An 18,991-nucleotide genomic window follows, 5' to 3' on the forward strand; every position below is an offset into this window, starting at 1 on the left:
CGGCTCGCACACTCTCTCGGACAGGTGATTCCCATGGCGAACGAAGATCGGCTCCGCGAATACCTCAAGCGCGTCACCGCCGAACTGCACGAGACCAGCGAGCGGTTGCAGGAAGTGGAGGCCCGGCACCGCGAGCCGATCGCCATCATCGCCATGAGCTGCCGGTTCCCCGGTGGCGTGGACTCCCCGGAGTCGCTGTGGCAGCTCGTCGACTCGGGTGTCGACGCCATCGGGGAGTTCCCCGCCGAACGCGGCTGGGAGGTGGAGAAGCTCTACCACCCCGACCCGGACCACCCCGGTACGTCGTACACCAGGCACGGTGGCTTCCTGCACGACGCCGGTGACTTCGACCCCGCGTTCTTCGGCATCTCACCTCGGGAGGCGCTGGCCACCGACGCGCAGCAGCGCCTGCTGCTGGAGACGTCCTGGGAGGCCTTCGAGCGCGCCGGGGTCGACCCGGTCGCCCTCAAGGGCAGCCGGACCGGGGTCTTCACCGGGGTGATGTACCACGACTATGCCGCGCTGGTCGGCGAGCTGGGCGACTCCGCTGAGGGTTCGCTGGGCACCGGCAGCACCGGCAGCATCGCGTCCGGCCGGATCGCCTACACGTTCGGCCTTGAGGGCACCGCCGTCACCGTCGACACCGCCTGCTCGTCGTCCCTGGTCGCCTTGCACCTGGCCGCCCAGGCGCTGCGCCAGGGTGAGTGTGACCTCGCGCTGGCCGGCGGCGTTACGGTGATGGCCACCCCCGGTGCGTTCCTGGCCTTCTCCCGCCAGCGGGGCCTCGCCCCGGACGGCCGCTGCAAGCCGTTCTCCGACGACGCCGACGGAACCGGTTGGGGTGAAGGCGTCGGCATGCTGCTGGTGGAGCGGCTCTCCGACGCGGTCCGCAACGGGCACCCGGTGCTCGCCGTGGTGCGGGGGAGCGCGGTCAACCAGGACGGCGCCTCGAACGGCCTGACCGCCCCGAACGGGCCGTCGCAGCAACGCGTCATCCGGGCCGCGCTGACCAACGCCGGCCTGGGCACCGCCGACGTCGACGCGGTCGAGGCCCACGGCACCGGCACGACGCTGGGCGACCCGATCGAGGCGCAGGCGCTGCTGGCCACCTACGGTCAGGACCGTCCGGCCGACCAGCCGCTGTGGCTCGGCTCGGTCAAGTCGAACATCGGCCACACCCAGGCCGCCGCCGGTGTCGCCGGCATCATCAAGATGGTCATGGCGATGCGCCACGGCCGGATTCCCCGCAGCCTGCACGCCGACCAGCCGTCCACGCACGTCGACTGGACCGCCGGAGCGGTCCGCGTCGCCGCCGAGCCCCAGCCGTGGCCGCAACGCCCCGGACCCCGCCGCGCGGGTGTCTCCTCGTTCGGCGTGTCCGGCACCAACGCCCACATCATCCTCGAAGAGCCCGCGCCGGCCGCCGTCCCGGCGGGGGAGCGGCCCCCGGCCGGCGGGGTGGTGCCATGGGTGATCTCGGCGCGCTCCCCGGAGGCGTTGCGCGGGCAGGCCGCCCGGCTCGTGCCGGTGGAGGCCGACCCGGTGGATGTCGGGTTCACCCTGGCCGCGCACCGCACGGCACACCCGCAGCGCGCGGTGGTGTTCGGGCCGGAGGAACTGGCGGCGCTGGCCAACGGTGAGCCGGGGCCGATCATCGGGTCGGTGGTGCGCGGGAAGACGGCGTTCGTGTTCTCCGGTCAGGGGTCGCAGCGGCCGGGTATGGGCCTGGAGTTGGCGTCCACGTTCCCGGTGTTCGCGGAGGCGTTCGACGCGGCCTGCGCGGAGCTGGACCGTCATCTCGACCGTCCGTTGCGCGAGGTGATCGCCGAGGGCGATGACCTGGATCAGACCGTCTACACGCAGACCGCCCTGTTCGCCGTCGAGGTGGCGCTGTTCCGCCTCGTCGAGTCGTTCGGTGTCACCCCGGACTACCTGGTCGGTCATTCGATCGGTGAGATCGCCGCCGCGCACGTGTCCGGGGTGCTGTCCCTCGCCGACGCCGCGAAGCTGGTCGCCGCCCGGGGTCGCCTGATGCAGGCATTGCCGTCGGGTGGGGTGATGGTGGCGGTTCGGGCCGCCGAGGCTGAGGTGCTGCCGCTGCTGACCGACGGGGTGTCCATCGCCGCCATCAACGGTCCCCGCTCGGTGGTGCTGTCCGGCGCCGCCGATGAGTTGGCCGCGGTGGCGGCGAACTTCGAGAAGTCGAAGCGGCTGCGGGTCAGTCACGCGTTCCACTCGGTATTGATGGAGCCGATGCTGGCCGAGTTCGCTCAGGTCGCGGCAACGTTGACCTACGCGCAGCCGCGGATCCCGGTCGTGTCCAACGTGACCGGGCAGGTCGCGGAGGCGCAGGATGCGGCGTACTGGGTGCGGCACGTGCGGGAAGCGGTCCGCTTCGCCGACGGCATCGCCACCCTGGAGGGCCTGGGCGTCGCGACGTTCGTCGAGATCGGCCCGGACGGGGTCCTGTCGGCCATGGGCGCGGACTGCGTCAGCGACGCGGTGTTCGTACCCGTGCAACGCTCTGACCGCGACCAACCGACCACGCTGCTGACCGCCCTCGCCCAGGCCTTCGTGCGCGGTGTCGCGGTCGACTGGACCGGTTGCTACCCCGGCGCGCGGCGCGTCGACCTGCCCACCTACGCCTTCCACCACCAGCGTTTCTGGCCGGTCGGCACCGGCACGCCCACCGGCAGCGGCGGCACCGGCCACCCGATGCTGGACACCGCCATCACCCTCGCCGGCGCGGACGAACTCGTCGTCACCGGCCGGTGGACTCTCGCCACCCAGCCCTGGCTCGCCGACCACGCCCTCTCCGGGACGGTCGTCGTCCCCGGAGCGGCCCTCGTCGACCTGGCCCTCGCCGCCGGCGACCGGGTCGGCTGCGACCGGGTCGAGGAACTCACCACCGGAACACCGCTCACCCTCGGCAGCGACGCCGTGCACGTCCAGGTCCGGGTCGGACCCGCCGACACCGACGGGCGTCGTGCCGTCGGCATCCACGCGAGCCCCGACGGGGAGTCGTGGGTCGAGCACGCCGCCGGCGTACTCATGCCTGACCGTGGCTCGGCGAACCCGCCGCCGACCACCTGGCCGCCGTCCGGCGCGGCCGCCGTCGCCCTGGACGGCCTCTACGAGGCCTTCGCCGACCGCGGCCTGGTCTACGGCCCGACCTTCCGCGCGCTGCGCGCCGCGTGGCGTGACCACGAGCAGGTGTACGCGGACATCGCCCTCGACGACACCGTGCAGACCGAAGGCTTCCAGCTGCACCCGGCTGCCCTCGACGCCGCCCTGCACGCCATCGGCGCCGGTGACCTGCTGCCCGCCCACGCCGACGGCGCCAGCGTGCCCTTCAGCTGGACCGGCGTCACACTGCACGCGATCGGCGGCGCCGCCGTCCGCGCCCGGATCCGCTCCCTCGGCGCCGACGCCGTCCGACTGGACCTCGCCGACGCCACCGGCCAGCCGGTCCTCACCGTCGACCGTCTCGTCCTGCGCCCGCTCACCACCCCGACCGCCGCCGCCGCCACCGCCGACGCGCTGCTGCACCTCGGCTGGCTTCCGCTGGCGCCGTCCGCCGCGAGCGTCACCGGCCCGGTGGTGATCCACCGGGTCGACCCCGCCGGCGACGACGTCGTCACCGGCACCCACGACCGCGCCGCCGCCGTCCTGGAAACCCTCCAGTCCTGGCTGGGCGCCGGGCCGCAGGAAGGCGAGCGGCTGGTCGTCGTCACGACCGGCGCGGTCGCCACTGCCGGCGAGCCGGTCACCGACCCCGGGGCCGCAGCCGTCTGGGGACTCGTCCGGGCGGCTCAGTCCGAGCACCCCGGTCGCTTCGTCCTGGTCGACGTCGACGGCACGGACGAGTCCGAGGCGGCACTGCCGGGGCTGCTCGCCACCGGGGAGCCGCAGGCCGCGTTGCGCGACGGCGACGCGACCACGCCGCGGCTCACCCGACCACCGTCCGGCAGCGAGCCGCGGGCTCTCGATCTGGCCGACGGCAGGGTGCTGGTCACCGGCGCCACCGGGCAGCTCGGCCGGTACGTGGCGCGGCACCTGGTCACGGCGCATGGCGTACGTGACCTGCTGCTGCTGAGCCGCCGTGGCGCTGACGCACCGGGTGCGGCGGAACTCCTGGCGGAGTTGTCCGAGCTGGGGGCGTCCGCGCGGCTGGTCGCGGTGGACGTGGCCGACCGGGCGGCACTGGCCGAGGTGGTCGCCGACGCCCCGGAGCTGTCCGGTGTGGTGCACGCTGCCGGTGTGCTCGACGACGGCGTCGTCACCGGGCTCTCGCCCGAGCGGTTGTCGGCGGTGTTGCGGGCGAAGGTGGATGCGGGTTGGTATCTGCACGAGTTGACGCGGGATCGCGAGTTGTCGGCGTTCGTGTTGTTCTCGTCGGCTGCGGGGGTGTTCGGCAACGCGGGCCAGGGCGCGTACGCGGCCGGCAACGCGTTCCTCGACGCCCTCGCACAGTACCGCCACGGGCTCGGACTGCCGGCCACCTCGCTGGCCTGGGGGCCTTGGGACGTCGGCATGGCGGCCGGCATCGACGCCGCCGACCGGGAACGCCTCCTCCGGGGCGGCGCCCGGGAACTCACCGCGGAGCAGGGCCTCGCGCTCTTCGACCGGGCGGCTGCCGAGGACACGGCCGTCACCGTGCCGGTGCGGCTCGACCTGCGGGCGATCCGGGCCGCCGGGGCCGTCCCGGCCGTCCTCCAGCACCTGGTACGCGTCCGTCGTACCGCTGCGGCCTCCGCGCCGCTGCGTGACCGCCTCGCCAACCTCGATCATGAGGCTCGTCGGGCTGTGCTTTTGGATGTGGTGTCGTCGCGGGTGGCGGTGGTTTTGGGTCATTCGCCGGGGTGGTCGGTGGATGGTGGTCAGGCGTTTGGTGAGTTGGGTTTTGATTCGTTGACGGCGGTGGAGTTTCGGAATGGGTTGGCGGCGGTGACCGGGTTGCGGTTGTCGGCGACGACGGTGTTCGACTATCCGACTCCGGATGCGCTGGTGGACCACCTGATAAGTGAACTGGTCGGGGCGGCTGCGGTTGTTCCGGTTGCGGCGGCGGCGGTGGCTGTGGATGAGCCGATCGCGATCGTCGGGATGGCCTGCCGTTTCCCGGGTGGCGTGGATTCCCCCGAGAGTCTCTGGCGGTTGGTCGAGTCCGACGGTGAGGGGACAGGCGACTTCCCGACCGATCGCGGTTGGGACCTGGAGACATTGGCGGAGACGTCCCTGACCGGCCGGGGCGGTTTCCTGCCGAACGCGGCCGATTTCGACGCCGAGTTCTTTGGCATTTCGCCCCGTGAGGCGTTGGCCATGGACCCGCAGCAGCGGTTGTTGCTGGAGGCGAGTTGGGAGGCGTTGGAGCGCGCCGGAATTGAGCCGTCCTCCTTGCGCGGATCGGACACGGGAGTGTTCGCCGGCTTGATGTACCACGACTACGCCGGCCTGGCCCAGCAGAGCCCGGACGGCCTCGAGGGTTTTTTGGGGACGGGTAATTCGGGGAGTGTGGTGTCGGGTCGGGTTTCGTATTCGTTTGGGTTTGAGGGTCCGGCGGTGACGGTGGATACGGCGTGTTCGTCGTCGTTGGTGGCGTTGCATTTGGCGGTGCAGGCGTTGCGTGGTGGTGAGTGTTCGTTGGCGTTGGCTGGTGGGGTGACGGTGATGGCGACGCCGTCGGCTTTTGTGGAGTTTTCGCGGCAGCGTGGGTTGTCGGTGGATGGTCGGTGTCGGTCGTTTGCGGAGGGTGCGGAGGGGACGGGTTGGTCTGAGGGTGTGGGTGTGTTGTTGGTGGAGCGGTTGTCGGATGCGGTGCGGGGTGGGCATCGGGTTTTGGCGGTGGTGCGGGGGAGTGCGGTTAATCAGGATGGTGCGTCGAATGGTTTGACGGCGCCGAATGGTCCGTCTCAGCAGCGGGTGATTCGGGCCGCTCTTGCAAACGCGGGCCTGGGCAGCGTCGATGTCGACGCGGTGGAGGCGCATGGGACGGCGACGACGTTGGGTGATCCGATCGAGGCGCAGGCACTGCTCGCCACCTACGGTCAGGGTCGGCCCGACGACCGGCCGTTGTGGCTCGGTTCGATCAAGTCGAACGTGGGCCACACCCAGGCCGCCGCGGGTGTTGCGGGGATCATCAAGATGGTTGAGGCGATGCGGCATGGGGTGTTGCCGCGCACGTTGCATGTGGATGCGCCGACGTCGCAGGTGGATTGGTCGGCCGGTGCGGTCCGGTTGTTGACCGAGGCCCAGCCGTGGTCGGCTGACGGGCGTCCACGCCGGGCGGGGGTGTCGTCGTTCGGGATCTCCGGCACCAACGCACACATCATCATCGAAGAGCCGCCCACGGTCGACGTCTCCTCCGAGGCGAAGCCGGAAGCACCCGAGGTGGTGCCGTGGGTGCTGTCGGCCCGGTCACCGGAGGCGTTGCGGGGGCAGGCCTCCCGGCTCGTGTCGGTGGAGGCGGACCGGGTGGATGTCGGGTTCACCCTGGCCGCACACCGCACGACGCACGCCCATCGGGCGGTGGTGTTCGGGTCGGAGGAGTTGGCGGCGCTGGCCGCTGGTGAGTTGGGTCCGGTCACCGGGTCGGTGGTGCGTGGGAAGACGGCGTTCGTGTTCTCCGGTCAGGGGTCACAGCGGCCGGGCATGGGTCTGGAGTTGGCGTCGTCGTTCCCGGTGTTCGCGGAGGCGTTCAATGCGGCCTGCGCCGAGCTGGACCTCCACCTCGACCGGCCGATCCGCGACGTGGTCGCCGAGGGAACCGAACTGGATCAGACCGTCTACACCCAGACCGCCCTGTTCGCGGTCGAGGTCGCCCTGTTCCGCCTGGTCGAGTCGTTCGGCGTCACCCCGGATTACCTGGTGGGGCACTCGATCGGTGAGATCGCGGCGGCGCAGGTGTCCGGGGTGCTGTCCCTGCCCGACGCGGCGAAGCTGGTTGCGGCCCGGGGTCGGCTGATGCAGGCCCTTCCGACCGGTGGGGTGATGGTCGCGGTTCGGGCCACCGAGGCTGAGGTGCTGCCGCTGCTGACCGACGGCGTGTCCGTCGCGGCGGTGAACGGTCCGCGTTCCGTGGTGCTCTCTGGCGTGGAAGGTGAGGTCGCTGCAGTCGCCGCCCACTTCGAGAAGTCGAAGCGGTTGCGGGTCAGTCACGCGTTCCACTCGGTGCTGATGGAGCCCATGCTGGCCGAGTTCGCACAGGTAGCGGCATCGTTGACCTACGGGCAGCCGCGCATTCCGGTCGTGTCGAACCTGACCGGGCAGGTAGCCGAAAGGCAGGACGCCGGCTACTGGGTGCGGCACGTGCGGGAAGCGGTCCGCTTCGCCGACGGCATCGCCACCCTGGAGTCCGCAGGTGTCAGCACGTTCGTGGAGATCGGCCCCGACGGGGTCCTGTCCGCCATGGGCGCGGACTGTGTGACCGACGCGGTGTTCGTACCCGTGCAACGCTCTGACCGCGACCAACCGACCACGCTGCTCACCGCCCTGGCGCAGGTCTTCGTGCGCGGCGTCGCGGTGGACTGGACGCAGTGCCTGACCGGCGGACAACTGATCGACCTGCCCACCTACGCCTTCCAACACCAGCGCTACTGGCCGACCGCGCCCGACACCGCCACCGACGCGGCCGGCATCGGACTCGCGACCGTCGACCACCCGTTCTGGGCCGCCGCCGCCGACCTGCCCGAGCAGGACAGCCTGCTGCTCACCGGCCGCCTCTCCGCCCGCGCCCAGCCCTGGCTGGCCGACCACGTGATCGGCGGCGCACTGCTGGTGCCCGGTGCCGCGCTGGTCGACCTCGCCCTGGCCGCCGGCGACCACGCCGGCCTGAACCACCTCGACGAACTCACCATCGAAGCCCCGATGGTGCTGCCCACCAGCGGCGGCACCCTGACCATCCGCGCCCTGGTCGGCCCGCTCACCGGGGACAACCCGGCCGCGAACGGCGAACGGCGCGACATCACGCTCTACGCCCGCCCGGACGACACCGGCGAATGGCAGCGACACGCCTCCGGCACCCTCACCACCGTCGAGGCGGTCGACACCCCGGGTCACTGGACTCCGGGAGCAACCGACGAGGTGCCGGTCGACGGCGTCTACCCCGGCTTCGCGGAGGTCGGGTTCGACTACGGGCCGCACCTGCGGGGCCTGCACGGTGCGTGGCGCCGCGACGGTGAGCTGCTCGCCGACGTGGCCCTCGCCGACGACCTCACCCCGGACGGTTTCCTGCTGCACCCCGCGCTCCTCGACGCCGCCCTGCACGGCCTCGCCCTCGGTGTCCTCGACGGCGACACGACCGGCCTCCCGTTCTCCTGGACCGGCGTCACCGTGCACGCCACCGGGGCGCGCGCGGCCCGGGTACGGATCAGCCGGGCCGGCACCGACGCGGTCACCCTCGATCTGCGCGACGCCGAGAACCGGCCCGTCGCCACGGTGGACCGGCTCATGCTCCGCCCCTACACGCCGACGACGGGCGCGACGCTGCGCCCGTACCGGATGGAATGGACGCCGATCCCCCAGCTCGACGTCCCCGCGACACTGCTCACCGACCACGCGGATCTGGCCGCGACGCTGGCCGCCGGCCGCGTGCCGGCCGGCCCTGTCCTCTGGTACGCCGAGCCCGGCCCCGCCGCCGACCCCGTGATCGCCGCGCACGCCGCCACCACCCGCGCCCTGGAGGTGCTGCAGTCCTGGGTGGCCGACGAGCGGCTCGCCGGTGTGCGGCTGGTCGTCGCGACCCGGCACGCCGTGCAGACCGGCGACGAGCCGTTGACCGATCTCGCCGGTGCCGCCGTGCACGGGTTGGTGCGCAGCGCCCAGGCCGAACACCCGGACCGGTTCGTGCTGGTCGACATCGACGACGGGCCCGGGTCCGTTGCGCTGCTCCCCGCCGCCGCGCACTGCGGTGAGCCGCAGCTGGCGATCCGCGGCGGAGTGGTCAGCGTGCCGCGACTCGTCCGACCGCCGGCCGAGGAACCGCGCCCGTTCTCCTTTGGCACCGGGACGGTGCTGGTCACCGGCGCGTTGGGCACGCTCGGCCGACTCGTGGTGCGACACCTGATCACCACCCACGGTGTGCGCGACCTGTTGCTGGTCAGCCGTCGCGGCGCGGAATCCCCCGGAGCGACCGAGTTCCTGGCGGACCTCGCAGGGCTCGGTGCGTCCGCCCGGCTGGTGGCCGCGGACGCGACCGATCGGACCGCACTGTCCCAGGCCATCGCCGAGGCACCGGAGCTGACCGGCGTCGTACACCTCGCCGGTGTGCTCGACGACGGCGTCGTCACCGGGCTGTCCGCGGAGCGGTTGTCGGCGGTGTTGCAGGCGAAGGTGGATGCGGGGTGGTATCTGCACGAGTTGACGCGCGATCGGGAGTTGTCGGCGTTCGTGTTGTTCTCGTCGGCTGCGGGGGTGTTCGGCAACGCGGGCCAGGGCGCGTACGCGGCCGGCAACGCGTTCCTCGACGCCCTCGCACAGCACCGCCACGGGCTGGGACTCCCAGCGATCTCTCTCGCCTGGGGGCTCTGGGCCGACGCCAGCGACCTGAGCGCGAACGCCGACCAGCGGCGCCTCGGCCGTGGCGGGGTGCTCCCGCTGACCGCCGAGCAGGGACTCGCCCTGCTTGACGCCGGCTGTGTGTCGTCACCGCCGGTCAGCGTGCCGATCCTCCTGGACCTCGCGGCGGTCGCCGCGTCCGGCAGCGTGCCCGCCCTCCTGCGGCGCCTGGTCCGGCCCGCGCGCAGGGTGGCCGCCGCCGCGACCGACACGTCGTCGCTGCGAGCCCGGCTCGCCAACCTTGACCATGAGGCTCGTCGGTCTGTTCTTTTGGATGTGGTGTCGTCGCGGGTGGCGGTGGTCTTGGGTCATCCGCAGGGGTGGTCGGTGGATGGTGGTCAGGCGTTTGGTGAGTTGGGTTTTGATTCGTTGACGGCGGTGGAGTTTCGGAATGGGTTGTCGGCGGTGACCGGGTTGCGGTTGTCGGCGACGACGGTGTTCGACTATCCGACTCCGGATGCGCTTGTTGATCATCTGGTGGGGGAGTTGGTCGGGACGGTTGCTCCGGTCGCGTCGATGACGGCGGCGGTGGCTGTGGATGAGCCGATCGCGATCGTCGGGATGGCCTGCCGTTTCCCGGGCGGGGTGGATTCCCCCGAGAGCCTCTGGCGGATGGTCGAGTCCGACGGTGAGGGGACAGGCGACTTCCCGACCGATCGCGGCTGGGACCTGGAGACGCTGTTCGACCCGGACGAGTCTCGGACAGACACCTCGTACACGCGCCGGGGTGGCTTCCTCTCCACCGCCGCCGAGTTCGACGCGGAGTTCTTCGGGATCTCACCGCGTGAGGCGTTGGCCATGGACCCGCAGCAGCGGTTGTTGCTGGAGGCGAGCTGGGAAGCCGTGGAACGGGCCGGAATCGACCCGCATTCCCTGCGCGGATCCGACACCGGAGTGTTCGCCGGCTTGATGTATCACGACTACGGGCCATTCGCACAGCAGAGCCCGGACGGCCTCGAGGGTTTTTTGGGGACGGGTAATTCGGGGAGTGTGGTGTCGGGTCGGGTTTCGTATTCGTTTGGGTTTGAGGGTCCGGCGGTGACGGTGGATACGGCGTGTTCGTCGTCGTTGGTGGCGTTGCATTTGGCGGTGCAGGCGTTGCGTGGTGGTGAGTGTTCGTTGGCGTTGGCTGGTGGGGTGACGGTGATGGCGACGCCGTCGGCTTTTGTGGAGTTTTCGCGGCAGCGTGGGTTGTCGGTGGATGGTCGGTGTCGGTCGTTTGCGGAGGGTGCGGAGGGGACGGGTTGGTCTGAGGGTGTGGGTGTGTTGTTGGTGGAGCGGTTGTCGGATGCGGTGCGGGGTGGGCATCGGGTTTTGGCGGTGGTGCGGGGGAGTGCGGTTAATCAGGATGGTGCGTCGAATGGTTTGACGGCGCCGAATGGTCCGTCTCAGCAGCGGGTGATTCGGGCCGCTCTTGCAAACGCGGGCCTGGGCAGCGTCGATGTCGACGCGGTGGAGGCGCATGGGACGGCGACGACGTTGGGTGATCCGATCGAGGCGCAGGCACTGCTCGCCACCTACGGTCAGGGTCGGCCCGACGACCGGCCGTTGTGGCTCGGTTCGATCAAGTCGAACGTGGGCCACACCCAGGCCGCCGCGGGTGTTGCGGGGATCATCAAGATGGTTGAGGCGATGCGGCATGGGGTGTTGCCGCGCACGTTGCATGTGGATGCGCCGACGTCGCAGGTGGATTGGTCGGCCGGTGCGGTCCGGCTGTTGACCGAAGCCCAGCCGTGGTCCGCCGACGGGCGCCCACGTCGGGCGGGGGTGTCGTCCTTCGGGATCTCCGGCACCAACGCCCACGTCATCCTGGAGGAACCCCCCTCGACAGCGGCCCCGGCCCAGGAGAGGCCCCCGACCAACGAGATGGTGCCGTGGGTGTTGTCGGCCCGGTCGCCGGAGGGTTTGCGGGGTCAGGCGTCGCGGTTGGCGTCGGTGGCGGGTGTGGATCCGGTGGATGTCGGGTTCTCGTTGGTGTCGTCGCGGTCGTTGCACGCGCATCGGGCGGTGGTGTTCAGGTCGGAGGAGTTGGCGGCGGTTGCCGCTGGTGAGTTGGGTCCGGTCGTCGGGTCGGTGGTGCGTGGCAAGGCGGCGTTCGTGTTCTCCGGTCAGGGGTCACAGCGGCCGGGCATGGGTCTGGACCTCTACGACACGTTCCCGGTGTACGCGGAAGCGTTCGACGCGGCCTGCGCTGAACTGGACCGTCACCTCGACCGTCCGCTGCGCGAGGTGATCGCCGAGGGCGGCGACCTGGATCAGACCGTCTACACGCAGACGGCGTTGTTCGCGGTTGAGGTGGCCCTGTTCCGGCTGGTCGAGTCGTTCGGTGTCACCCCGGACTACCTGGTGGGGCACTCGATCGGTGAGATCGCCGCCGCGCACGTGTCCGGGGTGCTGTCCCTCGCCGACGCGGCGAAGCTGGTTGCCGCCCGGGGTCGGCTGATGCAGGCCCTACCGACCGGTGGGGTGATGGTCGCGGTGCGGGCCACCGAGGCGGAGGTGCTGCCGCTGCTGACCGACGGCGTGTCCGTCGCGGCCATCAACGGCCCGCGCTCGGTGGTGCTGTCCGGCGCCGCCGACGAGGTCGCCGCAGTGGCGGCGAACTTCAAGAAGTCCAAGCGGCTGCGGGTCAGTCACGCGTTCCACTCGGTGCTGATGGAGCCCATGCTCGCCGAATTCGCACAGATCGCCGAAACGTTGACCTACGCGCAGCCCCGGATCCCGGTCGTGTCCAACGTGACCGGGCAGCTCGCGGAGACGCAGGACGCCGGCTACTGGGTGCGGCACGTGCGGGAGGCGGTCCGGTTCGCCGACGGCATCGCCACCCTGGAGAACCTGAGTGTCAGCACGTTCGTCGAGATCGGCCCCGACGGGGTCCTCTCCGCGATGGGCGCGGACTGCGTCACCGACGCGGTGTTCGTACCCGTGCAACGCTCTGACCGCGACCAACCGACCGCCCTGCTCACCGCCCTCGCCCACGTCTTCGTGCGCGGCATCGCGGTCGACTGGACCCGGTTCTACCCCGGCGCGCGGCGCGTCGACCTGCCCACCTACGCCTTCCAACACCAGCGCTACTGGCCGACGCCCGGCACCCGGGCGACGGACCCCACCGACGCCGCCTTCTGGGACGCCGTCGAACGGGCGGACCTCGACGCCCTCACCGCGACCCTGAAACTCGACGACAGCGCCGCCCTCACCCCACTGCTGCCGGCCCTGGCCTCCTGGCGCCGCGACAACACCGCCGGGGCGCTCGGCCGCTACGGCATCGACTGGGCCCCGCTGCCGTCGACCGCCGCACCCACCGGGACCTGGCTGATCGCCGAACCGGCCGATGACACCCGCGTCTCGGACGCCCTCGCGGCAGCCGGCCTGGACCTGCGGCGCGGCACCCCGGACGAGGCCACGATGCGGGACGTCACCGGCGTGGCCGCCGTGGTGGACGACCCCGCGCAGGCCCTGCACGCCGTGCAGACCCACCAGTCCCTGCGCACCGACAGCCCGCTCTGGCTGATCACCAGCGGCGCCGTGGCCACCGGCCCGCACGACCCGGCGCCCACCCCGCCCGCCGCAGCCGTCTGGGGTCTCGGCCGAGTCGCCGCCCTGGAACTCCGCCGTGGGTGGGGCGGCGTCGTCGACCTGCCCGCCGGCCCGGTCGACGGACGGTTGCTCGCCGCCGCGCTGACCGGCTCCGGGGGCGAGGACCAGATCGCCGTCCGTGACGGGCTGCTCGGCCGGCGACTCGTCCCGTCGGCCGGTACGGGTCGACCCTGGCAGCCGCGCGGCACCGTCCTGATCACCGGCGGCACCGGCGCACTGGGCGCGCACGCTGCCCGGTGGGCCGCCGGCCACGGCGCCGACCACCTGGTCCTGCTCAGCCGCCGGGGGGAGGGGGCACCCGGGGCCCTCGACCTGCGCGACGAACTCGCCGCCGCCGGGGCGCGCGTCACGATCAGCGCCGTCGACCTGGCCGACCGGGACGCTCTCGGTGCGGTCGTCGCGGATCTGAACGCTGCGGGTGACACCGTCACCGCGGTGCTGCACACCGCAGGCGTCGCCACCCAGGCCCCGCTCGCGAAGCTGACCGCCGACGCCATCGCCGACGTCATGGCCGCCAAGGTGCTCGGCGCGACGCAGCTGGACGAGCTGTTCCGCGACACGCCGCTGGACGCCTTCGTGCTGTTCTCGTCCATCGCCGGTGTCTGGGGCAGCGGAGACCACGCCGCCTACGCGGCCGCCAACGCGGCACTGGACGCGGTCGCCGAACAGCGCCGCTCCCGAGGGCTCACCGCTACCTCGATCGGCTGGGGCCCCTGGGCGGACGGCGGCATGGCCGCCGACAACGCCGTGGACGAGCAACTGCGCCGACGCGGCCTGCGCCCGATGGCCCCCGAACGGGCCCTGCGCGGGCTGCGCTCGGCGGTCACCGACGACCGTACGAGTGTCGTCGTCGCCGACGTCGACTGGGCGACGTTCGCCCCGGCGTTCATCGCCGTCCGGCCAAGCCCGCTGCTCGACGGTGTTCCGGAGGTCCACGCCCTCACCGCCCAGCCGGAATCCGAGACGGACGACGGCTGGCGGACCGAGCTGCTGGCCCTCACCGGGACCGAGCGGACACACGCGGTGCTGGAGACCGTGCGGACACACGTCGCGGAGGTGCTCCGGCTGGGGTCGGCGCACGCGGTGGACCCCGGCCGTTCGTTCACCGAGATCGGCTTCGACTCGCTGACCGGCGTCGAGCTGCGCAACCGGCTCGGCACCACCACCGGGCTGCGGCTGCCCACCACGCTGATCTTCGATCAGCCGACGCCGGAGGCGCTCGCCGCGTACCTCGAGAACGAGGTTGCCGGGGTGACCGACACGACGCCGGCCGCCGCCGTCGCGGGCCGCACCGACGAGCCGATCGCGATCGTGGCGATGTCCTGCCGCTTCCCCGGCGGCATCGGCTCGCCCGAGGAGCTGTGGCGGTTGCTCGCCGACGGTGGTGACGCCATCGGCGCCTTCCCCACCGACCGGGGCTGGGACCTGGACGCCCTCTACGACCCGGACCCGGACGCCGTCGGCACCACCTACGTCCGCGAGGGTGGCTTCCTGGCCGGGGCCACCGAGTTCGATGCCGGGTTCTTCGGCATCTCGCCCCGGGAGGCGCTGGCCATGGATCCGCAGCAGCGGCTGCTGCTGGAGACCGCGTGGGAGGCGTTCGAGCGCGGCGGTGTGCCGACCGACGCGCTGCGCGGAAGCCAGACCGGGGTGTTCGTCGGCACCAACAACCTCGACTACGCTCCGCTGCTCACCGGTGAGCAGGAAGCCGCCGAGGGGTACGTGAGCACCGGCAACGCGGCGAGCGTCGTCTCCGGGCGGATCTCCTACACCTTCGGGCTGGAGGGCCCTGCGGTCACTGTGGACACCGCCTGCTCGTCGTCGCTGGTCGCCTTGCACTGGGCGAGTCAGGCCCTGCGGCAGGGCGAGTGCGACCTTGCCCTGGCCGGCGGTGTCACAGTGATGTCGACCCCGGGCGCGTTCATCGAGTTCAGCCGCCAGCGTGGCCTGTCCGCCACGGCCCGGTGCCGGGCCTTCTCCGCTGGCGCGGACGGGACGATTTGGGGCGAGGGCGTCGGCATGCTCCTGCTGGAACGGCTCAGCGACGCCGTCGCCAACGGGCACCCGGTGCTCGCGGTGGTCCGGGGAAGCGCTGTCAACCAGGACGGCGCGTCGAACGGGCTGACCGCCCCGAACGGACCGTCGCAGCAACGGGTGATCCGGGCGGCCCTGGCCAACGCGGGTGTGTCGGCCGCCGACGTCGACGTGGTGGAGGCGCACGGCACCGGAACGAAACTCGGCGACCCGATCGAGGCGCAGGCGCTGCTGGCGACGTACGGGCAGGGCCGGTCCACCGACCAGCCGCTGTGGCTGGGGTCGGTGAAGTCGAACATCGGTCACACCCAGGCGGCGGCCGGTGTCGCCGGCATCATCAAGATGGTCGAGGCGATGCGGCACGAGACCCTGCCGCGTACGCTGCACGCCGACCAGCCCAGCCCTCACGTGGACTGGAGCGCGGGAGCGGTGGCGCTGCTCACCGAGGAGCAGCCGTGGGCGCGGACCGGCGACCGGCCGCGTCGGGCGGCGATCTCGTCGTTCGGGTTCAGCGGCACCAACGCGCACGCCGTGCTGGAGGAACCGCCAACCCCGCAGCCGTCGGTTGCCGCCGAGCCCGAGCCGCAGCAGGCGCCGGTGATGGCGCTGCCGCTGTCGGCGCGTACCGAGCCCGCGCTGCGTGAGCAGGGTGCGCGGCTGCGGCAGCGGCTCTCGGCGGGGGCCGATCCGAAGGACGTGATCCACTCGATCGCCACCACCCGGAGTGTCCTGGAGGAGCGGGCGGTGGTGGTCGGCGCCGACACCGACGCCCTGGTCGCGGCGCTCGACACCCTGGTCGCTGGCGGCGACCACGCCGCGCTGGTCACCGGATCGGCGGTGCGTGGACGGACGGCCTTCGTCTTCTCCGGGCAGGGGTCGCAGCGCCCGGGCATGGGCCTGGAACTCGCCGCCACGTACCCCGTGTTCGCCGAGGCGTTCGACGCGGCCTGCGCCGAACTGGATCGTCACCTCGACCGTCCGCTGCGGGCGGTGATCGCCGACGGCGGCGAGCTGGACCAGACCGTCTACACGCAGACCGCCCTGTTCGCGGTCGAGGTGGCACTGTTCCGGCTGGTCGAGTCGTTCGGTGTGACGCCGGACTTCCTGGTGGGGCACTCGATCGGGGAGATCGCCGCCGCGCACGTCGCCGGGGTGCTGTCGCTGGCCGACGCGGCGAAGCTGGTCGCGGCGCGCGGTCGGTTGATGCAGGCGTTGCCCGCCGGTGGTGTCATGGTCGCGGTGCGGGCCACCGAGGCCGAGGTGCTGCCGCTGTTGACCGGCGGCGTGTCGGTCGCGGCGGTCAACGGTCCGCGCTCGGTGGTGCTGTCCGGTGCCGCCGACGAGGTGGCATCCGTGGCCGCCCAGTTCGAGAAGTCGAAGCGGCTCCAGGTTTCTCACGCGTTCCACTCGGTGTTGATGGAGCCGATGCTGGGGGAGTTCGCACAGGTTGCGGAGACGTTGACCTACGCGTCTCCGCGGATTCCGGTCGTGTCCAACGTGACGGGGCAGGTTGGTGAGACGCAGGACGCCGCGTACTGGGTGCGGCACGTGCGGGAGTCGGTGCGGTTTGCCGACGGCATCGCCACCCTGGAGGGCCTGGGTGTCGCCACGTTCGTGGAGATCGGCCCGGACGGGGTCCTGTCGGCGATGGGCGCGGACTGCGTGACCGATGCCGCCTTTGTGCCGGCGCAACGCGCCGACCGGGACCAGCCCACCACCTTCCTGACGGCTCTGGCCGGCGCCTTCGTCCGCGGGATCGCCGTCGACTGGGACACGTGCAGCCCCGGCGGCCGGCGCGTCGACCTGCCCACCTACCCCTTCCAGCGCGTCCGCTTCTGGCCGTCCCCGGTCGAGCGGGCCTCCGTCGACCCGGTGGACAGCGAGTTCTGGCAGGCCGTCGAGGAGGGTGACCTCAGCCCGCTGGGTATCACCGGAGACGTCAGCGACCTGTTGCCCGCCCTGACCGCGTGGCGTCAGGAACGGCGGGCCACCCGAGCCCGTGACTCGTGGCGCTACGAGGAGGCGTGGACCCCGACGACCCCGACCGCCACGACGGTCAGCGGGGCGTGGCTGGTGCTCGGCGCCGACGCGTACCCGACTGCCGCCGCTGAAGCCCTCGCCGCGTCCGGCGCCGAGGTGCGTGGCGTCCCGGTCCTCGGCCTGGACCGCGCCGCCGTGGCCGACCAGCTCCGCCTGGCCGACGCCGGCGGCCCGATCGCCGGGGCCGTCGCGTCCGCTGGCACCCCCGAGGCCGCGCTCGTCCTCGTCCAGGCGTACGCCGACGCCGCTGTCGACGCGCCGCTCTGGATGGTGACCACCGAGGCCGTCGCCACCGACCCCGGTGACCCGCTCGACCCGTCCGCCGCGGCGGTGTGGGGGCTGGGCCGGGTCGCCGCCCTGGAACTGCCGCACCGCTGGGGTGGCCTCCTGGACGTACCCGCCGACTGGGCCGGCGAGCACCTCGCCGCCGCGCTCGGTGGCGGTGAGGACCAGCTCGCCATTCGCGGCGACCGGGTGCTCGCCCGGCGCCTGCGGCACGCTCCCGCGCCCGTCGGCCGGTGGCGCCCGCGCGGCACGGTCCTGGTAGTCGGCGACACCAGCGGCGACATCGCCCGCTGGGCGGCGGCCGAGGGCGCCGACCGGGTGATCGTCACCGAGAGCATCACCGAGGTGGACCACGGCGTGGTCACCCTGGAAACCTGCACCGGCAACGACCGCGCCGACCTGGCCGACCTGCTGACCCGCGTCCGGGCCGACGGCGTCGCGCTGACGGCTGTCGTCCTCGCCGACCGCTCCGAGCCCGCCCCCACGCCCCTGACCGACACCGACCCCGACGCCTGGGACACCCCGGCGGTACGCCGGGCCCGGCACCTGACCGACCTGATCCACGAGGACCTGGACGCGTTCGTCGTCTTCACCTCGGTCGCCGGCACCTGGGGCGGCGGTCTACAGGCCGCCGCGGCGGTGGCCGCCACCACAGTGGAAGCGCTCGCCCAGCGGGCCGGCGGCACCGCGATCGCCTGGGGACCGTGGACCGGGAGCGACGAACGCCTGCGCCGCCACGGCCTGGCCGCACTTGCACCGCACGCCGCCCTCGACGCGATGGCGGCAGCGGCAGCCACGGCCGGCCGGGTCGTCCTCGCCGACGTCGACTGGCCCCGGTTCGCACTCGCCTTCACCGGCACCCGGCCCAGCCGGCTGCTCACCGACCTGCCCGAGGTGCCCGTCTCGGCGGCAGAGCAGGCCCCGGCCGGGGACGCCGGAGCCACCGCCGCGCTACGCGACGCGTGGCGCGCCCTGACCGAACCGGAACAGGATCGGGCGGCCCTCGACCTGGTACGCGGCACCGTCGCCGCCGTCCTGGGGCACGGCACCCTGGAAGCCGTCCCACCTACCCGGGCCTTCACCGAACTCGGCTTCGACTCGCTCACCGCGGTCGAGCTGCGCAACCGGCTCGGCCGGGTCACCGGCCTCAACCTGCCGCCCACGGCCGCATTCGACCACCCGACCGCGCTGGCCCTCGCCGGTCATATCCGGCACACGGTCATCGGCGATGGTCTGGACCTGACCGGCGGGCTCTTCGCCGAACTGGACCGTCTCGAAGCGGGCCTCGCCGTGTCCACACCGGACAACACCACCCGCAGCCGGACGGTCCTGCGACTCCAGGCCTTCATCAACCGCCTCAACGACGTCGTCGAGCCGGTCACCGAGGAGGCACCACCGCTCGAAGAAGCCAGCGACGAGGAACTGTTCGCCTTCATCCGCAGTGAGCTCGGTCGCGCCTGAACGCGCCGGGACAAGGAGGAAC

1 protein-coding gene is annotated in these 18,991 nt (G+C 72.3%); it reads left to right on the forward strand.

The window, feature by feature from the left end:
- Window positions 1-24: 24 nt before the first annotated feature.
- The gene (locus KBX46_RS13575; RefSeq protein WP_374224967.1) at window positions 25-18,969 is read left to right on the forward strand and encodes a type I polyketide synthase; all 18,945 of its coding nucleotides are present in this window, start codon (window positions 25-27) and stop codon (window positions 18,967-18,969) included.
- The last annotated feature ends 22 nt before the right edge of the window (window positions 18,970-18,991 follow it).

Source organism: Micromonospora sp. C81 (assembly GCF_018070425.1).
Classification (GTDB): domain Bacteria; phylum Actinomycetota; class Actinomycetes; order Mycobacteriales; family Micromonosporaceae; genus Micromonospora; species Micromonospora zamorensis.